The organism is Achromobacter sp. 413638, from assembly GCF_043119405.1.
Taxonomy (GTDB): domain Bacteria; phylum Pseudomonadota; class Gammaproteobacteria; order Burkholderiales; family Burkholderiaceae_B; genus Achromobacter.
The window spans coordinates 152,364-167,690 of the sequence record NZ_JBICCO010000001.1 but is presented as its reverse complement, the minus strand read 5'-3'; the positions used below and the strand labels follow the sequence as shown (position 1 = coordinate 167,690).

The following is a 15,327-nucleotide window of genomic DNA, read 5'->3' as shown; positions in this document are numbered from 1 at the left end:
CAGATGAATTAGTTTACGAATACTAAACTAATTCGGCCAGCGAAGTAAACTCCCTGTTCAGAGGCTGGCGCGGCAGACCCCGGGTTGCCGCCCATCACACGGAGACTCCATGCCCCCCGACACCCCGCCCGCGGCTCGCGGACGCCCGCGCACCATCACGCGTGAACGGATCGCCGACGCCGGCATCGCCGTCGGCCTGCCGAACGTGAGTTTCGTCAATGTCGCCGCCGCGCTGGGGGTGAGCCACATGGCGCTGTACAAGCGGGTGGACAGCCTGGAGGCGCTCAAGCTGATGGTGGCCGAGGAGATCTTCACCCGCTGGCCGGTGCCGCACGCCGGCGCCGATACCCATCCCGAACTGAGGGACTACCTGGTCGCGCTGGTCATCTCGCTGCGCGACATGGTCAAGACGCATCCCGGTCTGGCGCCGTATCTGCTGCGCCCGTCGGTCACGACCCAGCCCATGATGGCCAAGATCCACGGCCACCAGAGCGAGGTCGCGCGCGTCTATGGCGTGTCGCCGGATCAGGCGCGCGTGCTGCTGGCGACGGTGGCGTTCCACTGCATCGCCGTGGCCGACACGGTGTATTCGGTGGCTGGGGAAGAGCCCGCCGCCAGGCCGGACCGCGCCACCGAGGAGGCCCAGGTCGAGGCCGAGTTCGCCCAGGGCATGTACGCGCTCATCGTCGGCGCGCTGGCCGTGCTGGAGCAGCGCGAGCCGTTCGACCCGGCGCTGTTCCAGGCGCGGCAATAGGCCCGGCGCAATGAAAAACGCCGCCAGGATCGCTCCTGGCGGCGTTTTGCTGTCGCTGCGGGACGGCTCAGTCCTGGCGGCTGGTCACTTCGACCAGGTGGTAGCCGAACTGCGTCTTGACCGGGCCCTGGACCTCGCCGACCGGGGCGCTGAACACCACGGCGTCGAATTCCTTGACCATCTCGCCACGGCCGAAGGTGCCCAGGTTGCCGCCGTCGCGGCTGGACGGGCAGCTGGAGTTTTCCTTCGCCACCTGGGCGAAGTCGGCGCCGTTCTCGATGGCGGTCTTCAGTTCGTTGGCCTTGGCTTCGGTCGAGACCAGGATGTGGCGGGCGGCGGCTTTTGCCATGAGAGGCTCCTTGCGGTAAATCGGTTGGGGTGGGGAGAGTAACGCATTTGGGCGGACCCGGCGCCCAGCCATCATAGACGGCGCGCGTTGCCGCGGTGGTTTCCAGTGGTCAAAAAAAGGGACGCCGGCAAAGGCCGGCGTCCCGATGCATGCGGTGGGCGCCGTCATCGGCGCCGTGGGGCTAGCGCACCGGCCAGCCGTAAATCAGGCCGCCGTCGCGATACGAGGCGTTCAGGCCGCGCGGCAGCTTCAGCGGGCTGCTCTCGCCCAGGTTCTTCTCGTAGCTTTCGCCGTAGTTGCCGATGCGCTTGATGACGTTGTAGGCCCACTTGTCATCCACGCCCAGGTTCTTGCCCATGCCCGGCGTCACGCCCAGCAGGCGTTGCACGTTGGGGTTGGTGCTTTTCAGCATCTCGTCCACGTTCTTGGAGGTGATGCCGTATTCCTCGGCTTCCATCATCGCGTACATCGTCCAGCGCACGATGTTGAACCACTGCTCGTCGCCCTGGCGCACCATCGGGCCGAGCGGTTCCTTGGAGAAGTTCTCGGGCAGGATCACGTACTGATCGGGATTGGCCAGCGTGCTGCGCGCGGCGGCCAGCTGGGATTTGTCGCCGGTGAAGGCGTCGCAGCGGCCCACGGCGAACGAGCGGATGATCTCGTCCAGGCGCTCGACCACGACGGGTTTGAACGCGATGCCTTGCGAGCGGAACCAGTCGGCCAGGTTCAGCTCGGTGGTGGTGCCGGGCTGCACGCAGACCGTGGCGCCGTCCAGCTCCTTGGCGCTTTTGACGTTCAGGGACTTGTTCACCATGATGCCCTGGCTGTCGTAGTAGTTCACGCCCACGCCGATCAGGCCCAGCGTGGTGTCGCGCGTCAGCGAGAGCGTGGTGTTGCGGGTCAGCACGTCCACTTCGCCGGACTGCAGGGCGGTGAAGCGCTGCAGCGCGCTGATCGACAGGATCTTGGCCTTGGACGCATCGCCGAACAGGGTGATGGCGATCGCGCGGCACAGGTCCACGTCCAGGCCGACCCAGTCGCCCTTGCTGTCGTTGGCCGACAGGCCCGACACGCCGGTGGACACGCCGCACTGGACGAAGCCCTTGTTCTTGATGCTGTCGAACGTCGCGCCGGCGTGGGCGCTCCAGGACGAAACGAACAGCGCGGCGCCCGCCGCGGCAAGTTTCAGTGCTTTCATGGTGTCTCCGTACTGCAGGGATATGTCTGTTTTCGCGTCAGCCGGGAGGCTGAAGTGCGGCGAATGGTAGCGACGGGTCCTGGAGGGGAGTATCGGGGAATTCCCTTTAAGTCCAAGGAGCGGAATTTACGGGGCGGGCGCGATCGCTAGCGCGCGGCATCGTGCTCGATGAAGGCGTCGGCAGCTACATGGAATCGTTGCACCAGGGCGGCAATCTGCCGGGTATTGAACGTCCTGCGTCCTGCCAGGATCTCGGAGATCACGCTTTGACTACCGACTTCGGGCAGGTCGGACTGAGTGAGCCCATGCTGATCCATCAGGAAGCGCAGCACCTCACGGGGCGATGAGACCGGGATGGCGTAGTGGTCGGCCTCGTACTCATGCACCGCCGCCGTCAACAGATCCAGCAGATCGGCCAGCGGATGCGAGGCGTCTTCGCGCGCGGGCGTGTCGCGGGTTTCGTCCAGAATGGCTTCAATCAACGCCAAGGCGCGGCGGTGATCTGCTTCGCTACGGATCGCGCCTACGCCCGCCACCGTGCGGAATGCGTCATAACTGCGGGCCAACTCGGCCAGATGGGGGATTACGGCTGCCATGAGTCGTACTCCTTGTGCGTAAAGACATGCTTGATGAAGACGGTTTGCGACCGGAACATGATGTCGGCAACGATGCGGTACTTGTTGCCCCCGACGTTGAAAACAACGTATCCATTCACCCAGTCGACGGTGTTGAACACCCTCTTCAGCATCGAGAAATCGGCGGCCCGGGCATGCATCAGCGTGGTATGCCAATGGGCCAGCGCATTGGCGGATCCGGGGTGATGTGCCCAGAACTCGCGCAATGCTTGCTTGGAGATGATGTGCATAGGCATGAATATCGCAAATTCAAATAAAAATTGCAATAACCGATAATGATAGGTCTGGCCCGACCATCCCTCAGCTTGGGTTGGAACGCCCTGTCATCGGGGGCGATGTTGAGGCTGATGCCATCACGATGTTGCGCTGCTGAGCAACTGCACTGTACCGATCGCGTATCGCAGAGGGCAGGTTTGATCTGCATGTGCAAGCCCACACTCCGTTCCGCGTGTTCAAGCAAGGCCAGGGTCAGGTCGGTTGGCTGGTAGCCGTCCCGCGACCGCTCGAAACGTCGTTGCTGCAAACCACGCTCAATGCGCTGACCACCAATATTCCTGCTGGCTGGGGGCTGGTGCCTGACAACATGACGCTGGACCTGAACATTGTCTTTGCGGAAGCATGGTTCAGCAAAGGGGAGCCGCGCGCCAAGGGTCAAAAAACTCTTGGACACCTCGCCAAGAGCCTGTGGGGCGTTTTCTCGAAGAAAGCGACCCCTGGCGCTCTGCTGGTGCGTCGCGCTCTACGGCCCGCTAAACGCGCCTGGAAGACTGTGCACTTTTACGACCCTAGTCCTTGAAAGCGACCAGATAGTAGCACTACAATTAGCACTATTAATAGGTCGAGGAAAAGATCATGTCGCATCTTATTTTGGCGGAAATCACCGCGAGCGTGTCAGAACTCAAGAAGAATCCGATGGGTACTGTCGCCGCAGGCGAAGGCTTCCCGGTTGCCATCCTGAACCGGAATGCCCCAGCGTTTTACTGCGTGCCGGCGAAGGCGTATGAAGCGCTGATGGAGCGGCTTGAAGATATGGAATTGAACGCCCTGGCCGACGCGCGGCAAGGTCAGGCCGTTGTTAAGGTCAAGCTCGATGAGCTTTGATCTCGGGTTCCTCGACGAGGCGCTCAAGGAATGGCGCAAGCTCGACCGCAACACGCGGGAGCAATTCAAGGCCAAACTGGCCGAGCGCCTGACCAACCCGCGCGTACCGGCCGCCAAGCTCGGCGGCCACAAGGACCGCTACAAGATCAAGCTGCGCAGCGCCGGTTATCGCCTGGTGTATGAGGTGCGCGACCGTGAGCTGATCGTCGTGGTGGTCGCAGTCGGCAAACGCGAGCGCAATGCCGTTTACACGGCGGCAGCCAAGCGACAGGCCCTCGGGGATGGATGAGGAACTGAATTATTCGTGACGTCATCGGCGCGTTCCGTCCCGAGTGCTCGGAGATTGTTTTCGATGAGGTAGAGGCTGCACGCATTGCTCATGCGGCCAACTCGCTGCATCAACAAGTTAACGCTGGCATGCTTGCAGCGGTCGATTTCGAAAGCGAGACGCGGCCTCCACGCGACCAACATTGGTCGCCATCGCAGATCGTTTAGGCTGCGCAAGCCGGGAGCCGATGAGTAATGATTTCTACTTGAGATGGAGTCCGATCTTCATCGAAGAGGACGACTACCTGACGCAGCGGGCGGCTGATCGCGTGCTGGCTCACAATGAGCTGGGCGTCAGGCTTTGAGATTGGCCAGGGGCGGACGACTAAAGCGGAACGCCGTGCGGAACCAATGCGGAACAGCACCACATAGCGTATATGGGTTAGTGCTGTAAGTGCTTGATTTATAAGTGGTGCCCGAGGCCGGAATCGAACCGGCACGCCTTGCGGCGGGGGATTTTGAGATTGAGTCCCGAGACTAGCATGAGACCACGCTGGAACCCGCAGAGCCTTGCTGCGCTTGGTTTTCCAAGAGGCTAGTCCCGTTTAGCCTTACGCCTAGACCAGACCGATTGCGGCAGACATTCTGATGCCGTGGCTCCTGGCTGGTTCCTGCGTTCGATCTCGAACTAGGAGGCGTCATGGCTAAGATCAAACTCACCAAATCCGCTGTCGATACGGCAGAAGTCACCGGCAAGGATTACGAACTGCGGGATACCATTGTCCCCGGCTTTCTCTGCAAAGTCACCGCCCACGGCCGCAAGGTCTTCATGCTCCAGTACCGCACGAACTGGGGCGAGCGCCGCAAGCCGAAGATCGGCCAGTTCGGCGAGCTGACCGTCGAGCAAGCGCGGTCGATCGCACAGGACTGGCTGGCCGACGTGCGCAAGGGCGACGACCCCAGCGCCGCCAAGCTGGCTGCCCGCATGGCCCCGACGGTCAAGGAACTGTGCGGGCAGTTCATCGAGGAATACTCCAAGCCGCGCAACAAGCCCCGGACGGTCGATTCCTACCAGGGCTACATCGACCGCCACATCCTGCCTACCCTGGGCAAGCTCAAGGTGCCGGACGTAACGCGGGCGCACATCACCACGCTGATGAAGGACAAGGCAAAGATCGGCGTTACGGCCAATCGGGTTCTGGCCTGTTTGCGCAAGATGTTCAACATGGCCGAGGTGTGGGGCTACCGGCCTGACGGCTCCAATCCATGCCGACACGTCCCCAAGTACCGCGAGGACGGCGAGACGCGGTATATCAACAACGAGGAACTGGGGCGGCTCTATGCTTACCTCGACCGTGCGGATGCCCTGGGGTTGGAGCATCCGACCGTGACGCTGGCGGTTCGCCTGCAATTCGAGTTTTCCGCGCGGATGACCGAAATCCGCACGCTCGAATGGGCTTGGGTGGATTTCGAGAATCGCCGGGTCGTCTGGTCTGACAGCAAGACGGGCGATATGTCCAAGCCGATGAGCGAGGCGGCGTACCAGTTGCTGCGCAATGCGCCCCGCATCGACAACTCGCCTTACGTGTGTCCAGCCATCTTTGATGCCAAGAAGCCATTGCCCGAGAGCACGTACTACAACGGCTGGAAGCGCATCTTAGGCCGCGCAGAGGTAGCGCATGTCGGAACACACGGCATCCGTCATCGTGCGGCGACCGACATTGCCAACTCCGGTATCCCCATCAAGGTCGGCATGGCGCTGACTGCGCACAAGACCGTCACGCAGTTCATGGCGTATGTCCATGCAGAGGATGACCCGGTGCGTGCCGCTGCCGAGAAAGTGGCCACCCTACGCCGGGGCGCCATCGACGGCCATGCGCCGGCTGCGCTGCCGAAGCCGTCTCCTGTGGTCACGGACGACGACAAGACCCGCACCAGCCTGGGTAACTACCGTCCATTCCGGCATCGCAAAGCCGCCACGCGCGCCGTGCCGCCTGATTCCAAGCGGGCTGCGCCGAATCTGATGCAGGACCAGAAGGAGGTCACGGCATGAACAGGCGCAAAGCAGCCGTGGCGTCATCTGTGGCACCAGCCACGCTGCTGGGCGACATTCGAGTACTGATCGACGCGGCGCGGCAGCGCGCCGCGTCAGCGGTCAACGCCGAGCTGACCTTGCTGTTTTGGCGCATCGGCCAGCGCATCCACACGGAAGTGCTGGCTGGTCAGCGGGCCGGATACGGTGATGAGATCCTGCCGACCTTGGCTGCGCAGCTTGTGCAGGACTACGGCCGCAGCTTCGCGGACAAGAACCTGCGCCGGATGGTGCAGTTCGCGGCTACCTACACGGACGAGCCAATTGTCGTGACGCTGTCACGACAATTGAGCTGGTCGCATTTCGTGGCCTTGCTGCCGCTGAAAGACCCGCTCCAGCGAGACTACTACGCACAGATGGCCAACATCGAGCGCTGGAGCGTGCGGACGCTGCGCGAGCGCATCGACTCGATGCTGTACGAGCGCACGGCGCTATCTCAAAAGCCGGACGAGACGATTGCGCAAGAGCTGGCGAGGATGCGCGATGCGCAGCGCATGTCGCCCGCTCTGGTCATGCGAGACCCGTACATCCTCGATTTCCTGGGCCTGCGAGACACCTGGCAGGAAGGCGACTTGGAGGCCGCGATCATCCGCGAAATGGAATCCTTCCTGCTGGAGCTGGGCGTGGGCTTCACGTTCGTTGCCCGTCAGAAGCGCATCCAGATCGACGGCGACGACTTTCACCTCGACCTGCTGTTCTACAACCGCAAGCTGCGGCGGCTGGTGGCAGTGGAGTTGAAAGTCGGCGAGTTCAAGGCCGCTTACAAGGGGCAGATGGAGCTGTACCTGCGCTGGCTCGACCTGCACGAGCGGGAGTCCGAAGAAGCCTCACCGCTGGGGATCATCCTCTGCACCGGCAAGAAGTCCGAGCAGATCGAGCTGCTGGAACTGGACAAGTCGGGCATCCACGTGGCCGAGTACCTGACCAGCTTGCCACCGCGCGCCGTGCTGGGCGAGCGGTTGCAGCAGGCGACCGAGCGGGCGCGGTTGCAAATCGAGCAGCGCAAGACGGACAGCGAGTAGTTCTGTTCCTCGCATTCGGGCGTCCCGGCGTGCCGTCGTCGCGCTGTCGTGCTGCGCATCGAATCCCCTGCGGGGTTTCGCCCCATTCGGGCTTTCATCGTTCCCTCGCTTCACTCGGCTGACGCCTCCGGCCCGGCTCGCTGATCCGGGCCTGCGCGCTGCGCTTGCCTAAAGGTGGGTGTTTGCAGTGGGCGGGTGTGAGCGGTCTTGCTGTTCCCTTCACCGTATCACGGCGTTCTCGCCGTCAAGGGCGGCGCGCGCTTGTGCGCGCTTGCGTCCTGGCGGCCGTCTGCGACCCCTGACTGCTGCGCTACGCCGTGGGGGCGACGGTTCCGGGCAATTCCGCCCGTGCAACCGGAGATCGTCATGAACGATAAATCACACGTTTCCCTCGAACAGCACGTTTGCCTCGTTTGCGGCACGGCGTTCGATACCGGCACCATCCTGCTGGACAAGCGCCTGCGCGCCAGCATGGAGCGCCATACGAAGACGGGCTGGGGTCTGTGCCCCGAGCATCAGAAGCTGTCCGACGATGGCTTTGTCGCGCTGGTCGAATGCGATCCGCAGCGCAGCGGCTCGCAGGCCGGCGGGCGCATGAAGCCCGAACAGGTATACCGGACGGGCCGGCTGGCCCATCTGCGACGCACGGTGTTCGCGCAGTTGTTCAACGTGCCGATCGCGGACGAGCAGGCTTGCGTGTTCGTTGAGCCTGGCGTGATCGAGCAGTTGCAGTCGATGACGGTGCCGGCGGCGAACTGATCGCGCTGCGCAGCCTTCGGTGCGTCGTCCTTGCGGGGGCGGCGCATTTTTTCTGCTGCGCCCGGTGCGGGTTTCTCCGCGCCTGTGGCGCTGCGCGCTTCGCTTGCCAGTCCGTGCCTTCGTTGGAGGGGCGGCTTGCTGTTTCCTTCATCGTGCCACGGCGTGCTCGCCGTCAAGGGCTGCGCGCCGATGGCGCTTGCGGCCTGCGGCCGTCGATGACCCTTGACTGCTTGCGCTGCGCCGTGCCCCGGAAGGGCTGGGCAATTCCGCCCGGCATCCTTCAGGAGTTCACCATGAACTGCGCATTCATCACCGACGAGCAGCGTGCGCTGCTGCTGGCCAACGGCCGGCAATCCACCGAAACGTCGGACTTTGATCCGGCCCCTGTGCTCAAGCTGTTCACACCGGATGCCGGCGCGACCTGGCTGCTGACCGAGATCGACCCGGACGATCACGACCATGCTTTCGGTCTGTGCGATCTGGGCCTGGGGATGCCCGAGCTGGGCTGGGTCAGCCTGCAGGAACTGGCGACCGTGCGCGGGCGGCTGGGGTTGCCGATCGAGCGCGATCTGCACTTTCGTGCCGAGAAGCGGCTGAGTGCCTATGCGCGGGATGCGCGGCTGGCGGGGCGGATCGTCTTCTGATTCTGTCAAGGGGCGCCACGCCCCTTTTCTCTACTCCCCCTGGGCGTTCACCAGGGCTTCCATCGACGCTGGATAGGCTGCGACACCGTGCCCAGCAGGCGCACGGGCGGCAGCGTCAAGGGCCTGTCGTTCTTGGGGAAGCGCCGACGCACTTCGCATTCCAGTTCGTGCGCAAAGCCGCGTGCGTTTTTTTCTCCGCGCAGTGCCCGTTGCCGCCAGTCTCGGGCCTGGGCCATCAGTTCATCGTCTTGTAGGGCTCGTATGTCCATGTCATTGCCATTGTGCCGATGGCTGGGCGAGTAGCAGTCCAAGGGGATTTCGTTGAAGTCATGTGGACGTCCCCGGCCACCTGGGAGATGGCCGGTCGCGCTGTCGTGCTGCGCATCGAACCCCCTGCGGGGTTTCGCCCCTGACGGGCTTCCATCGTCCCCTCCCTCCGGTCGGCTGACGCCTCCGGCCCGGCTTCCAGCTTCGGGCCTGCGCGCTTCGCTTGCCGTGCGGTCGGCGTGTTGAGGGGCCGTTGCCTTGTCCAGCCGTCTTCCCTGACTCATCACCTTGTCCGCGACTGTAGCCCGCGGCCGTGTGCCGTCAAGGCGCGCAGGGCCGTGTCCTCGGCTGCGCCTGCGGGCCGCACCAACCCTGCGCTTGTCTCCTTGACGGCCCCCGTCCGCGCGCTCCTGACCGTCGCGGGCGATGAACTCAGGAAAGACGGTGGCAACAGGGCCAACCGGGTTCCTCGTGCCGACTGCACCGAACAGCCGAAAGGCTGGGCTCCGAATCTAGGAATCCGGTGTTTCTTCAACAGCCAAGTCAGGAGAAAGACATGCTCGCATCCCGTTTCGCAAACCATTCCCCCGCACTGCGTTCCGACTATCCCCTGTCGGATGACCAAATCCGGCGCGTGGCCCCGTCCATCTTCGCGGACTCCCCGCATGAGAGCCGTTCGGAGCGATACAGCTACATCCCCACGGCTACGGTTTTGACTGAGCTTCGCAAAGAAGGCTTCCAGCCCTTCATGGTGTGCCAGACCCGTGTACGCAACGAGAGGCGGCGCGAACACACGAAACACCTGCTGCGCCTACGCCACGCCAGCCAGATCAACGGCGCGGAAGCTAACGAAATCGTGCTGCTGAACTCGCACGATGGCACCAGCAGCTATCAGATGCTGGCCGGGCAATTCAGATTTATCTGCGCCAATGGGCTGGTGTGCGGCGACACCTTTGCCGATGTGCGCGTGCCTCACAAAGGCGACGTGGCGGGCCAAGTCATCGAAGGCGCCTTCGAGGTTCTGCGCGGCTTTGACCGGGTGCAGGAGTCCCGCGACCTGATGCGCGGCATCACCTTGGACGATGGCGAATCCGAAGTGTTCGCCCGTGCCGCGCTGGCTTTGAAGTACGACGACCCGAACAAGCCCGCGCCCGTCACGGAATCGCCAATCCTGATGCCGCGCCGCTTCGAGGATCGCCGCCCCGACTTGTGGAGCGTGTTTAACCGCACGCAGGAGAACCTGACCAAGGGCGGATTGCATGGCCGCGCCGCCAATGGCCGCAGGCAGCAAACCCGCCCCGTGCAGGGCATTGATTCCGACATTCGCCTGAATCGCGCCCTGTGGCTGCTGGCCGATGGCATGCGCGCCCTCAAGGCCTGAACCGTTCCCCCGCCGGAGGGGCGGTTCCCCTCCATTCCCTTGTTTCACTTGATTGGAGATTCGCCATGAACGCCGTTACCACCACCGAAGCCCGCGCCGTCAACACCGCAGCCAGCAGCGCCGCGAACGTGCTGCAAGCCGCCGACCCGAGCAAGTACATGATCCTGGTGCCGCTGTCGCGTCTGGTGCTGCGCCGCACGGGCCGCAACGTGCGCAAGACCCCGCGCATGTCCATCCCTGAACTGGCCGCATCCATCCAGCGCGTGGGCCTGCTGCAAAACCTGATCGTGATTCCCGCCGCCGATGGCCTGCATTACGAGGTGGTGGCCGGTGGGCGCAGGCTGGCCGCGTTGAAGCTGCTGGCGAAGAAGCACCGCATCGCCAAGGATTGGGACGTGCCTTGCCTGCAGGTGGCCGATGGCACTGCGCGCACGGCCAGCCTCACCGAGAACGTGCAGCGTGAAGCCATGCACCCGGCAGACCAATTTGAAGCCTTCGCGACACTGGTGGCCGAAGGCCGGCCCATCGAGGACATTGCGGCGGATTTCAGTGTCACGCCGCTGGTCGTGCAGCGCCGCTTGAAGCTGGCGAATGTCTCCCCGCGCCTGATGGCCGACTATCGGGCCGACGCCGTGAGCCTGGACCAGCTGATGGCCCTGGCCGGAACGGATGACCACGCGGCGCAGGAAGCCGCTTTCTACGACGCCCCGCAGTGGCAACGCCACCCTTCGCATTTGCGCGAACGCCTCACCGAACGGGAAATCGACGCTTACCGGCATCCGTTGGTGCGCTTCGTCGGGCTGGACGCCTACGAGCAGGAGGGCGGCGGTATCCGCCGCGACCTGTTCGCGGAGGATGACGCGGGCGTGTACCTGACTGATGCTGCATTGCTGGAACGGCTGGCACAGGACAAGCTGGCGGGCATCGCCGCCGAGGTGAAGGCCGAGGGCTGGGCTTGGGCCGATGCCACGCCGGGCATGACCCATGCCGACCTGCACGCCTTCCAGCGCGCCCCGAGGGAGCGGCGCGAACCCAACAAGCGCGAAGCGCAGCGCATCGAGAAGCTGCAAGCCAAGATGCAGGAGGTGGCCGAAGCGGTGGATGCCGCGATGGACGCCGACGACGAGGACAAGGCCGATGCCTTGCAGGAGGAAGGCGAAGCCCTGGGCGAGCAGTTGCAGGCACTGGAAGAAGGCTTGCAGGGATACGGCGCGAATGTGAAGGCCGCAGCCGGTGCCATCGTCACCATCGACCGCAACGGCGAGGCCGTGATTCATCGAGGGCTGCTGCGCGAGGCCGAGGCGAAAGCCCTTCGCACGCTGGAGAAGTTGCGCCAAGGCTTTAGCGACCCGGACGCCGCGAACGATGACGAAGGCGAGGAAGACGAGCAGCCCAAGGCCGCAGCGATTTCCGACCGGCTGGCCCAACGCCTGAGCGCGCACCGCACGGCGGCGCTGCAAATCGAGGTGGCCCAGCATCCACATGTGGCGCTGGCCGTGCTGGTGCATGGCATGGTGCAGACCGTCTTGCAGGGCCGCTACTACGGCCACGATATTCCGCTGGGCGTGAGCCTGAAAATTCAAGACCGGCTGGAAGGCATGGCACCGGACTGGCCCGAGTCACCCGCCGCCGTAGCGCTCCGCGAATTGCAGCAGGCGTGGGGCGGCAAGTTGCCCGAGGACAGCGCCGCACTGTTCGTCGCGCTGCTGGCGATGGAGCAAGGCGAGTTGGTCAAGCTGCTGGCCGTGTGCGTGGCTTCGACGGTGGACGTGGTGACGCCGCGCGGCACGGCGCAGCAGCCCGGCGCGGAACTGGCGCAGGCCGTGGGCCTCGACATGGCCGTATGGTGGCAACCCACGGCGGAAGGCTATTTCAAGCACGTTGCGAAGGCGGCGGTTTTGCAAGCCGTGGGCGAGTTCGCGCCCGAGAGCGTCCACCGGCTGGCAAAGCTCAAGAAGGCCGACATTGCCAGCGAGGCCGAGCGGCTGGCGAAGGGCACCGGCTGGATGCCTACCATCTTCACGAAGGCAGACGTACCCGAGGAAAGCCCGCAGGTTGCGCAGCAGAACGGCGCGGAAGAAGCCGCCACTATTCCGGGTACCCAAGCCGGGCGGAGGGACGCGGGAATTGGGGATTCCCACCGTGGTGGACAGGTTGATCCAGCAGGCCCTGCTGCAGGTGCTGCAACCGCTCATCGATCCGACCTTCAGCGAGCACAGCTACGGCTTCCGGCCGGGGCGCAGCGCGCATCAGGCGCTTGAAGCGGGCAGGCAACCATAGTACTGCCAGCTTCAACCACTAGGAAAACGTGCAGGTCTTGAAACATCACGTGCCGGCGCTTGTCGCAGCGGGTGTTGTGCAGACCTTCCCTAACCGCGATTCCAGGCGGCAATTAGCATCGTGCCGACTTCATCAGGGTCTGTATCTTTCTTTGTGACGGTGCGCTGCGAAGTGGCTCGGCTTGCCCGTACGCCCCTACGAGCCGCTTTTGGTGTGGCTGAGTCGATCAGTAGCCCACCTAGCAGCACCCGGTAGAACTCTTGGAATGCGTCCTCAAGGGTGAGATTGGCCTGGGCAAGGAATGCCGGGCGGCGCAGCCTTAGTGCGGCTCCCAGAATGAGTTCGGATACGACCAGCCCATGGCAGGGTGCGAAGACACCCTGGTGTACCCCATCGTCGATGAGTTGGGATAGCCTAAGGGTACGGACCTGCTGGTAGTGATCGAAGATACCTCTGGCAACTGCTGAATCTTCGACGTCCTTCAGGAACTGGACACCGATGCGACTAGCCGCCTGGACGCCTACGTCCAGGTAGGCAGCGAGTGCTGTCGTCAAATCCTGTTCACGGTGGATCAGTGCTTCGCCCTGTCTCAGGAGGCTATCGAAAAAGCGTTGCACGACGGCGCAGAAGATCTCTTCCTTCGTCTGCGCAATGTCGTAGAGGCGCCGCCGCGAGCAGTGCAGCCGTGCGGCGATTTCACCCACGGTCAGGCCTTTGACCCCCTCCGTCAGGAGCAGATGGGTCAGCGCATCGAAGAACTCTTCGTCTGTGAGCTTCTTTTTCATGCGGGTTTCTCCTAATGAGACATGGTACCAAGTCAATTGACTTGGTACCAATCGAGCGCGTCTAATGGTACCAATTTAAAAGAAATGGTACCGCTTGAACAGCATGCAAGGGGCATCACCGAATGCAGAGGCCTCCAGCTGAACGCCGCCGCCGCAGGCATGTGAATTGTCTGCGATAGCTGTTCCACCGAACCAGACTTGACTTGAACGGAGAAGCACAGCAATGAATCTGCTGGACTATTTCGATGCTGGTGCTACCAGCCATCCGGATGCGCCTTGTTTCGTGGACTGCGGGCGTGATACCCCGGCCGTCACCTATGCGCAAGCGGGAGCGCTCACGTGCCAGATCGCACGGGGGCTACAGGCCTTGGGACTCGCACCTGGTTTTCACGGCGCAGTGCTGAGCGGCAATGCCGGGGCTGCTTTCGTGGCGCTGCTGGGGGTGTTGCGCGGAGGGGGTGTCTGGCTGCCCGTTAATGCGCGCAACAGCGTGGAGACCAACATCGAGTTCCTGCAGGACATGGACTGCGACGTCCTTTTCTATCAGGCCCGCTATATCAGCCAGGTCGCCGAGATCCGCGGCAAGGTCCCCCGCATTCGTCACTACATAGCTCTGGAAGAGGCCGATGGGGCGGATCTGTCGATTGCTCGGTTGATCCAAGGCCAGCCGCCCGAGATGTACGCAGCGCCGCTGCAGCCGCGGGGGCTGGCCATGATCATGGGTACCGGTGGCACCACGGGGCGCTCGAAGGGCGTCATGCTCAGCCACCGCAACCTGACGGCGACCATGGCCAACCATATGTCGGCCATGAACATTACCGACTGCATGACCGTGCTGGCGGCGGCACCTATCACCCACACGGCGGGGCTGGTGTCGCTGCCCTTCATGGCGCGCGGTGGCCGCGTTGTCCTGATGGACGGGATTGATCCGCAGAACCTGCTCAAGGTGATCGAGCAGGAGCGGGTCAACATGCTGTTCCTGCCCCCAACAGTCATCTATACGCTACTGGCGCAGCCCAACGTCCGCGATTTCGACTTTTCCGCGCTGCGCTACCTCATGTACGGCGCCGCACCCATGTCGCCCGACAAACTGGCGGAGGCCATCGATGTGTTCGGCCCCGTCATGCTGCAGATCTATGGCCAGGCGGAAGTGCCTGGCGCGATCTCCGTGCTGCGGGTCGAGGACCATTTCATCGACGGGCAGGTGGCGCCCCGCCAGCGCCTGCTGAGCGCGGGGCGCCGCTTCCCCTTCACGCGGGTGGCGGTCATGGACGACGACGGCAGCCTGCTCACCCAGCCGGGGGCCGTGGGCGAGATCGTCGCGCAGGGCGACATCGTGACCGAGGGCTACTACAAGAACCCCGAGGCCACGGCTGAAGTGCAGCGCCACGGCTGGCACTGCACGGGCGACGTGGGCTATTTCGACGAGCAGGGCTTCCTGTTCATCGTTGACCGCAAGAAGGACATGATCGTCACGGGCGGCTTCAACGTCTTCTCGTCCGAGGTCGAGGCCGCCGTCATGGCCCACCCGGCCGTGAAGGACTGCGCCGTCATCGGCGTGCCCGACGACAAGTGGGGCGAGGCCGTCAGGGCGGTCATCGAGCTGCGCCCGGGCCAGTCCGTGGAGCCGCAGGCGCTCATCCAGTTCGTCAAGGACCGCCTGGGCAGCATCAAGGCGCCCAAGGAGGTCGAGATCGTCGCGCAGCTGCCGCGCAGTGCGGTGGGCAAGGTCTTGAAGAAAGAAGTCCGCAAGAAGTATTGGCACGCGCAGGAGCGCATGGTTTCCTGACGCA

The 15,327-nt window shown here is 63.6% G+C and carries 17 protein-coding genes and 1 pseudogene; 12 read left to right on the top strand and 6 right to left on the bottom strand.

Annotated elements, in window-relative coordinates; genetic code table 11:
- Positions 1 to 109: 109 nt before the first annotated feature.
- The gene (locus ACEU5R_RS00825; RefSeq protein WP_103271238.1) at positions 110 to 754 is read left to right on the top strand and encodes a TetR/AcrR family transcriptional regulator; all 645 of its coding nucleotides are present in this window, start codon (positions 110 to 112) and stop codon (positions 752 to 754) included.
- Positions 755 to 821: 67 nt separating this feature from the next.
- Here the strand turns inward: ACEU5R_RS00825 and ACEU5R_RS00820 are convergent, their stop codons facing one another.
- The 4 genes from ACEU5R_RS00820 to ACEU5R_RS00805 all read right to left on the bottom strand — a co-directional run bounded on the left by ACEU5R_RS00820 (position 822) and on the right by ACEU5R_RS00805 (position 3,166).
- A complete protein-coding gene (locus ACEU5R_RS00820; RefSeq protein ID WP_103271237.1) occupies positions 822 to 1,103 on the bottom strand; it encodes a peptidylprolyl isomerase in 282 nt (93 codons plus the stop codon).
- 181 nt (positions 1,104 to 1,284) lie between these two features.
- Positions 1,285 to 2,301 carry an amino acid ABC transporter substrate-binding protein gene (locus tag ACEU5R_RS00815; RefSeq protein WP_392408811.1) on the bottom strand — a complete coding sequence of 339 codons (1,017 nt, stop codon included), beginning with the start codon at positions 2,299 to 2,301 and terminating at the stop codon, positions 1,285 to 1,287.
- Between the two features lie 146 nt (positions 2,302 to 2,447).
- Complete coding sequence (locus tag ACEU5R_RS00810; RefSeq protein WP_103271235.1) at positions 2,448 to 2,897, bottom strand: type II toxin-antitoxin system HigA family antitoxin; 450 nt, start codon at positions 2,895 to 2,897, stop codon at positions 2,448 to 2,450.
- Entirely contained in the window at positions 2,885 to 3,166 is a 282-nt protein-coding gene (locus tag ACEU5R_RS00805; RefSeq protein WP_392408810.1) for a type II toxin-antitoxin system HigB family toxin, read from the bottom strand. Before ACEU5R_RS00805 ends, ACEU5R_RS00810 begins: the two co-directional genes overlap by 13 nt.
- A gap of 194 nt (positions 3,167 to 3,360) precedes the next feature.
- Between ACEU5R_RS00805 and ACEU5R_RS00800 the strand changes: the two genes are divergently transcribed.
- From ACEU5R_RS00800 to ACEU5R_RS00770, 7 genes are all read left to right on the top strand, one after another.
- A complete protein-coding gene (locus ACEU5R_RS00800; RefSeq protein ID WP_392408809.1) occupies positions 3,361 to 3,732 on the top strand; it encodes a hypothetical protein in 372 nt (123 codons plus the stop codon).
- A 56-nt stretch (positions 3,733 to 3,788) separates the two neighbouring features.
- Positions 3,789 to 4,037: a type II toxin-antitoxin system Phd/YefM family antitoxin gene (locus tag ACEU5R_RS00795; protein WP_103271233.1), complete on the top strand. Its 249-nt coding sequence runs from the start codon at positions 3,789 to 3,791 to the stop codon at positions 4,035 to 4,037.
- Entirely contained in the window at positions 4,027 to 4,326 is a 300-nt protein-coding gene (locus tag ACEU5R_RS00790) for a type II toxin-antitoxin system RelE/ParE family toxin (protein WP_103271232.1), read from the top strand. The genes ACEU5R_RS00795 and ACEU5R_RS00790 overlap by 11 nt, the downstream gene beginning before the upstream one ends.
- 678 nt (positions 4,327 to 5,004) lie before the next feature.
- A complete protein-coding gene (locus ACEU5R_RS00785) occupies positions 5,005 to 6,357 on the top strand; it encodes a site-specific integrase (protein ID WP_016452573.1) in 1,353 nt (450 codons plus the stop codon).
- Positions 6,354 to 7,418 (top strand): YhcG family protein, encoded by a 1,065-nt coding sequence (locus ACEU5R_RS00780; RefSeq protein WP_016452572.1) that lies wholly within the window; start codon positions 6,354 to 6,356, stop codon positions 7,416 to 7,418. The genes ACEU5R_RS00785 and ACEU5R_RS00780 overlap by 4 nt, the downstream gene beginning before the upstream one ends.
- A gap of 366 nt (positions 7,419 to 7,784) precedes the next feature.
- Positions 7,785 to 8,177: a hypothetical protein gene (locus ACEU5R_RS00775; protein WP_016452571.1), complete on the top strand. Its 393-nt coding sequence runs from the start codon at positions 7,785 to 7,787 to the stop codon at positions 8,175 to 8,177.
- A 293-nt stretch (positions 8,178 to 8,470) separates the two neighbouring features.
- The gene (locus ACEU5R_RS00770) at positions 8,471 to 8,821 is read left to right on the top strand and encodes a DUF2958 domain-containing protein (protein WP_016452570.1); all 351 of its coding nucleotides are present in this window, start codon (positions 8,471 to 8,473) and stop codon (positions 8,819 to 8,821) included.
- 47 nt (positions 8,822 to 8,868) lie between these two features.
- On the opposite strand, the gene ACEU5R_RS00765 is transcribed toward ACEU5R_RS00770, so the two are convergent.
- The gene (locus ACEU5R_RS00765) at positions 8,869 to 9,090 is read right to left on the bottom strand and encodes a hypothetical protein (protein ID WP_051139142.1); all 222 of its coding nucleotides are present in this window, start codon (positions 9,088 to 9,090) and stop codon (positions 8,869 to 8,871) included.
- Positions 9,091 to 9,644: 554 nt separating this feature from the next.
- Here ACEU5R_RS00765 and ACEU5R_RS00760 point away from each other — a divergent pair.
- The 3 genes and pseudogenes from ACEU5R_RS00760 (at position 9,645) to ACEU5R_RS00750 (ending at position 12,749) form a co-directional block, all read left to right on the top strand.
- Positions 9,645 to 10,469: a DUF932 domain-containing protein gene (locus ACEU5R_RS00760; RefSeq protein WP_392408808.1), complete on the top strand. Its 825-nt coding sequence runs from the start codon at positions 9,645 to 9,647 to the stop codon at positions 10,467 to 10,469.
- 65 nt (positions 10,470 to 10,534) lie between these two features.
- Positions 10,535 to 12,556 (top strand): annotated as a pseudogene (locus ACEU5R_RS00755) (ParB/RepB/Spo0J family partition protein); the annotation flags it as partial.
- 55 nt (positions 12,557 to 12,611) lie between these two features.
- Complete coding sequence (locus ACEU5R_RS00750) at positions 12,612 to 12,749, top strand: hypothetical protein (RefSeq protein WP_349675195.1); 138 nt, start codon at positions 12,612 to 12,614, stop codon at positions 12,747 to 12,749.
- A gap of 89 nt (positions 12,750 to 12,838) precedes the next feature.
- Here the strand turns inward: ACEU5R_RS00750 and ACEU5R_RS00745 are convergent, their stop codons facing one another.
- The gene (locus ACEU5R_RS00745) at positions 12,839 to 13,534 is read right to left on the bottom strand and encodes a TetR/AcrR family transcriptional regulator (RefSeq protein WP_016452567.1); all 696 of its coding nucleotides are present in this window, start codon (positions 13,532 to 13,534) and stop codon (positions 12,839 to 12,841) included.
- A 223-nt stretch (positions 13,535 to 13,757) separates the two neighbouring features.
- On the opposite strand from ACEU5R_RS00745, the gene ACEU5R_RS00740 reads away from it, so the two are divergent.
- On the top strand, positions 13,758 to 15,323 hold the full coding sequence (locus tag ACEU5R_RS00740; protein ID WP_016452566.1) for an AMP-binding protein: 1,566 nt from the start codon (positions 13,758 to 13,760) through the stop codon (positions 15,321 to 15,323).
- The last annotated feature ends 4 nt before the right edge of the window (positions 15,324 to 15,327 follow it).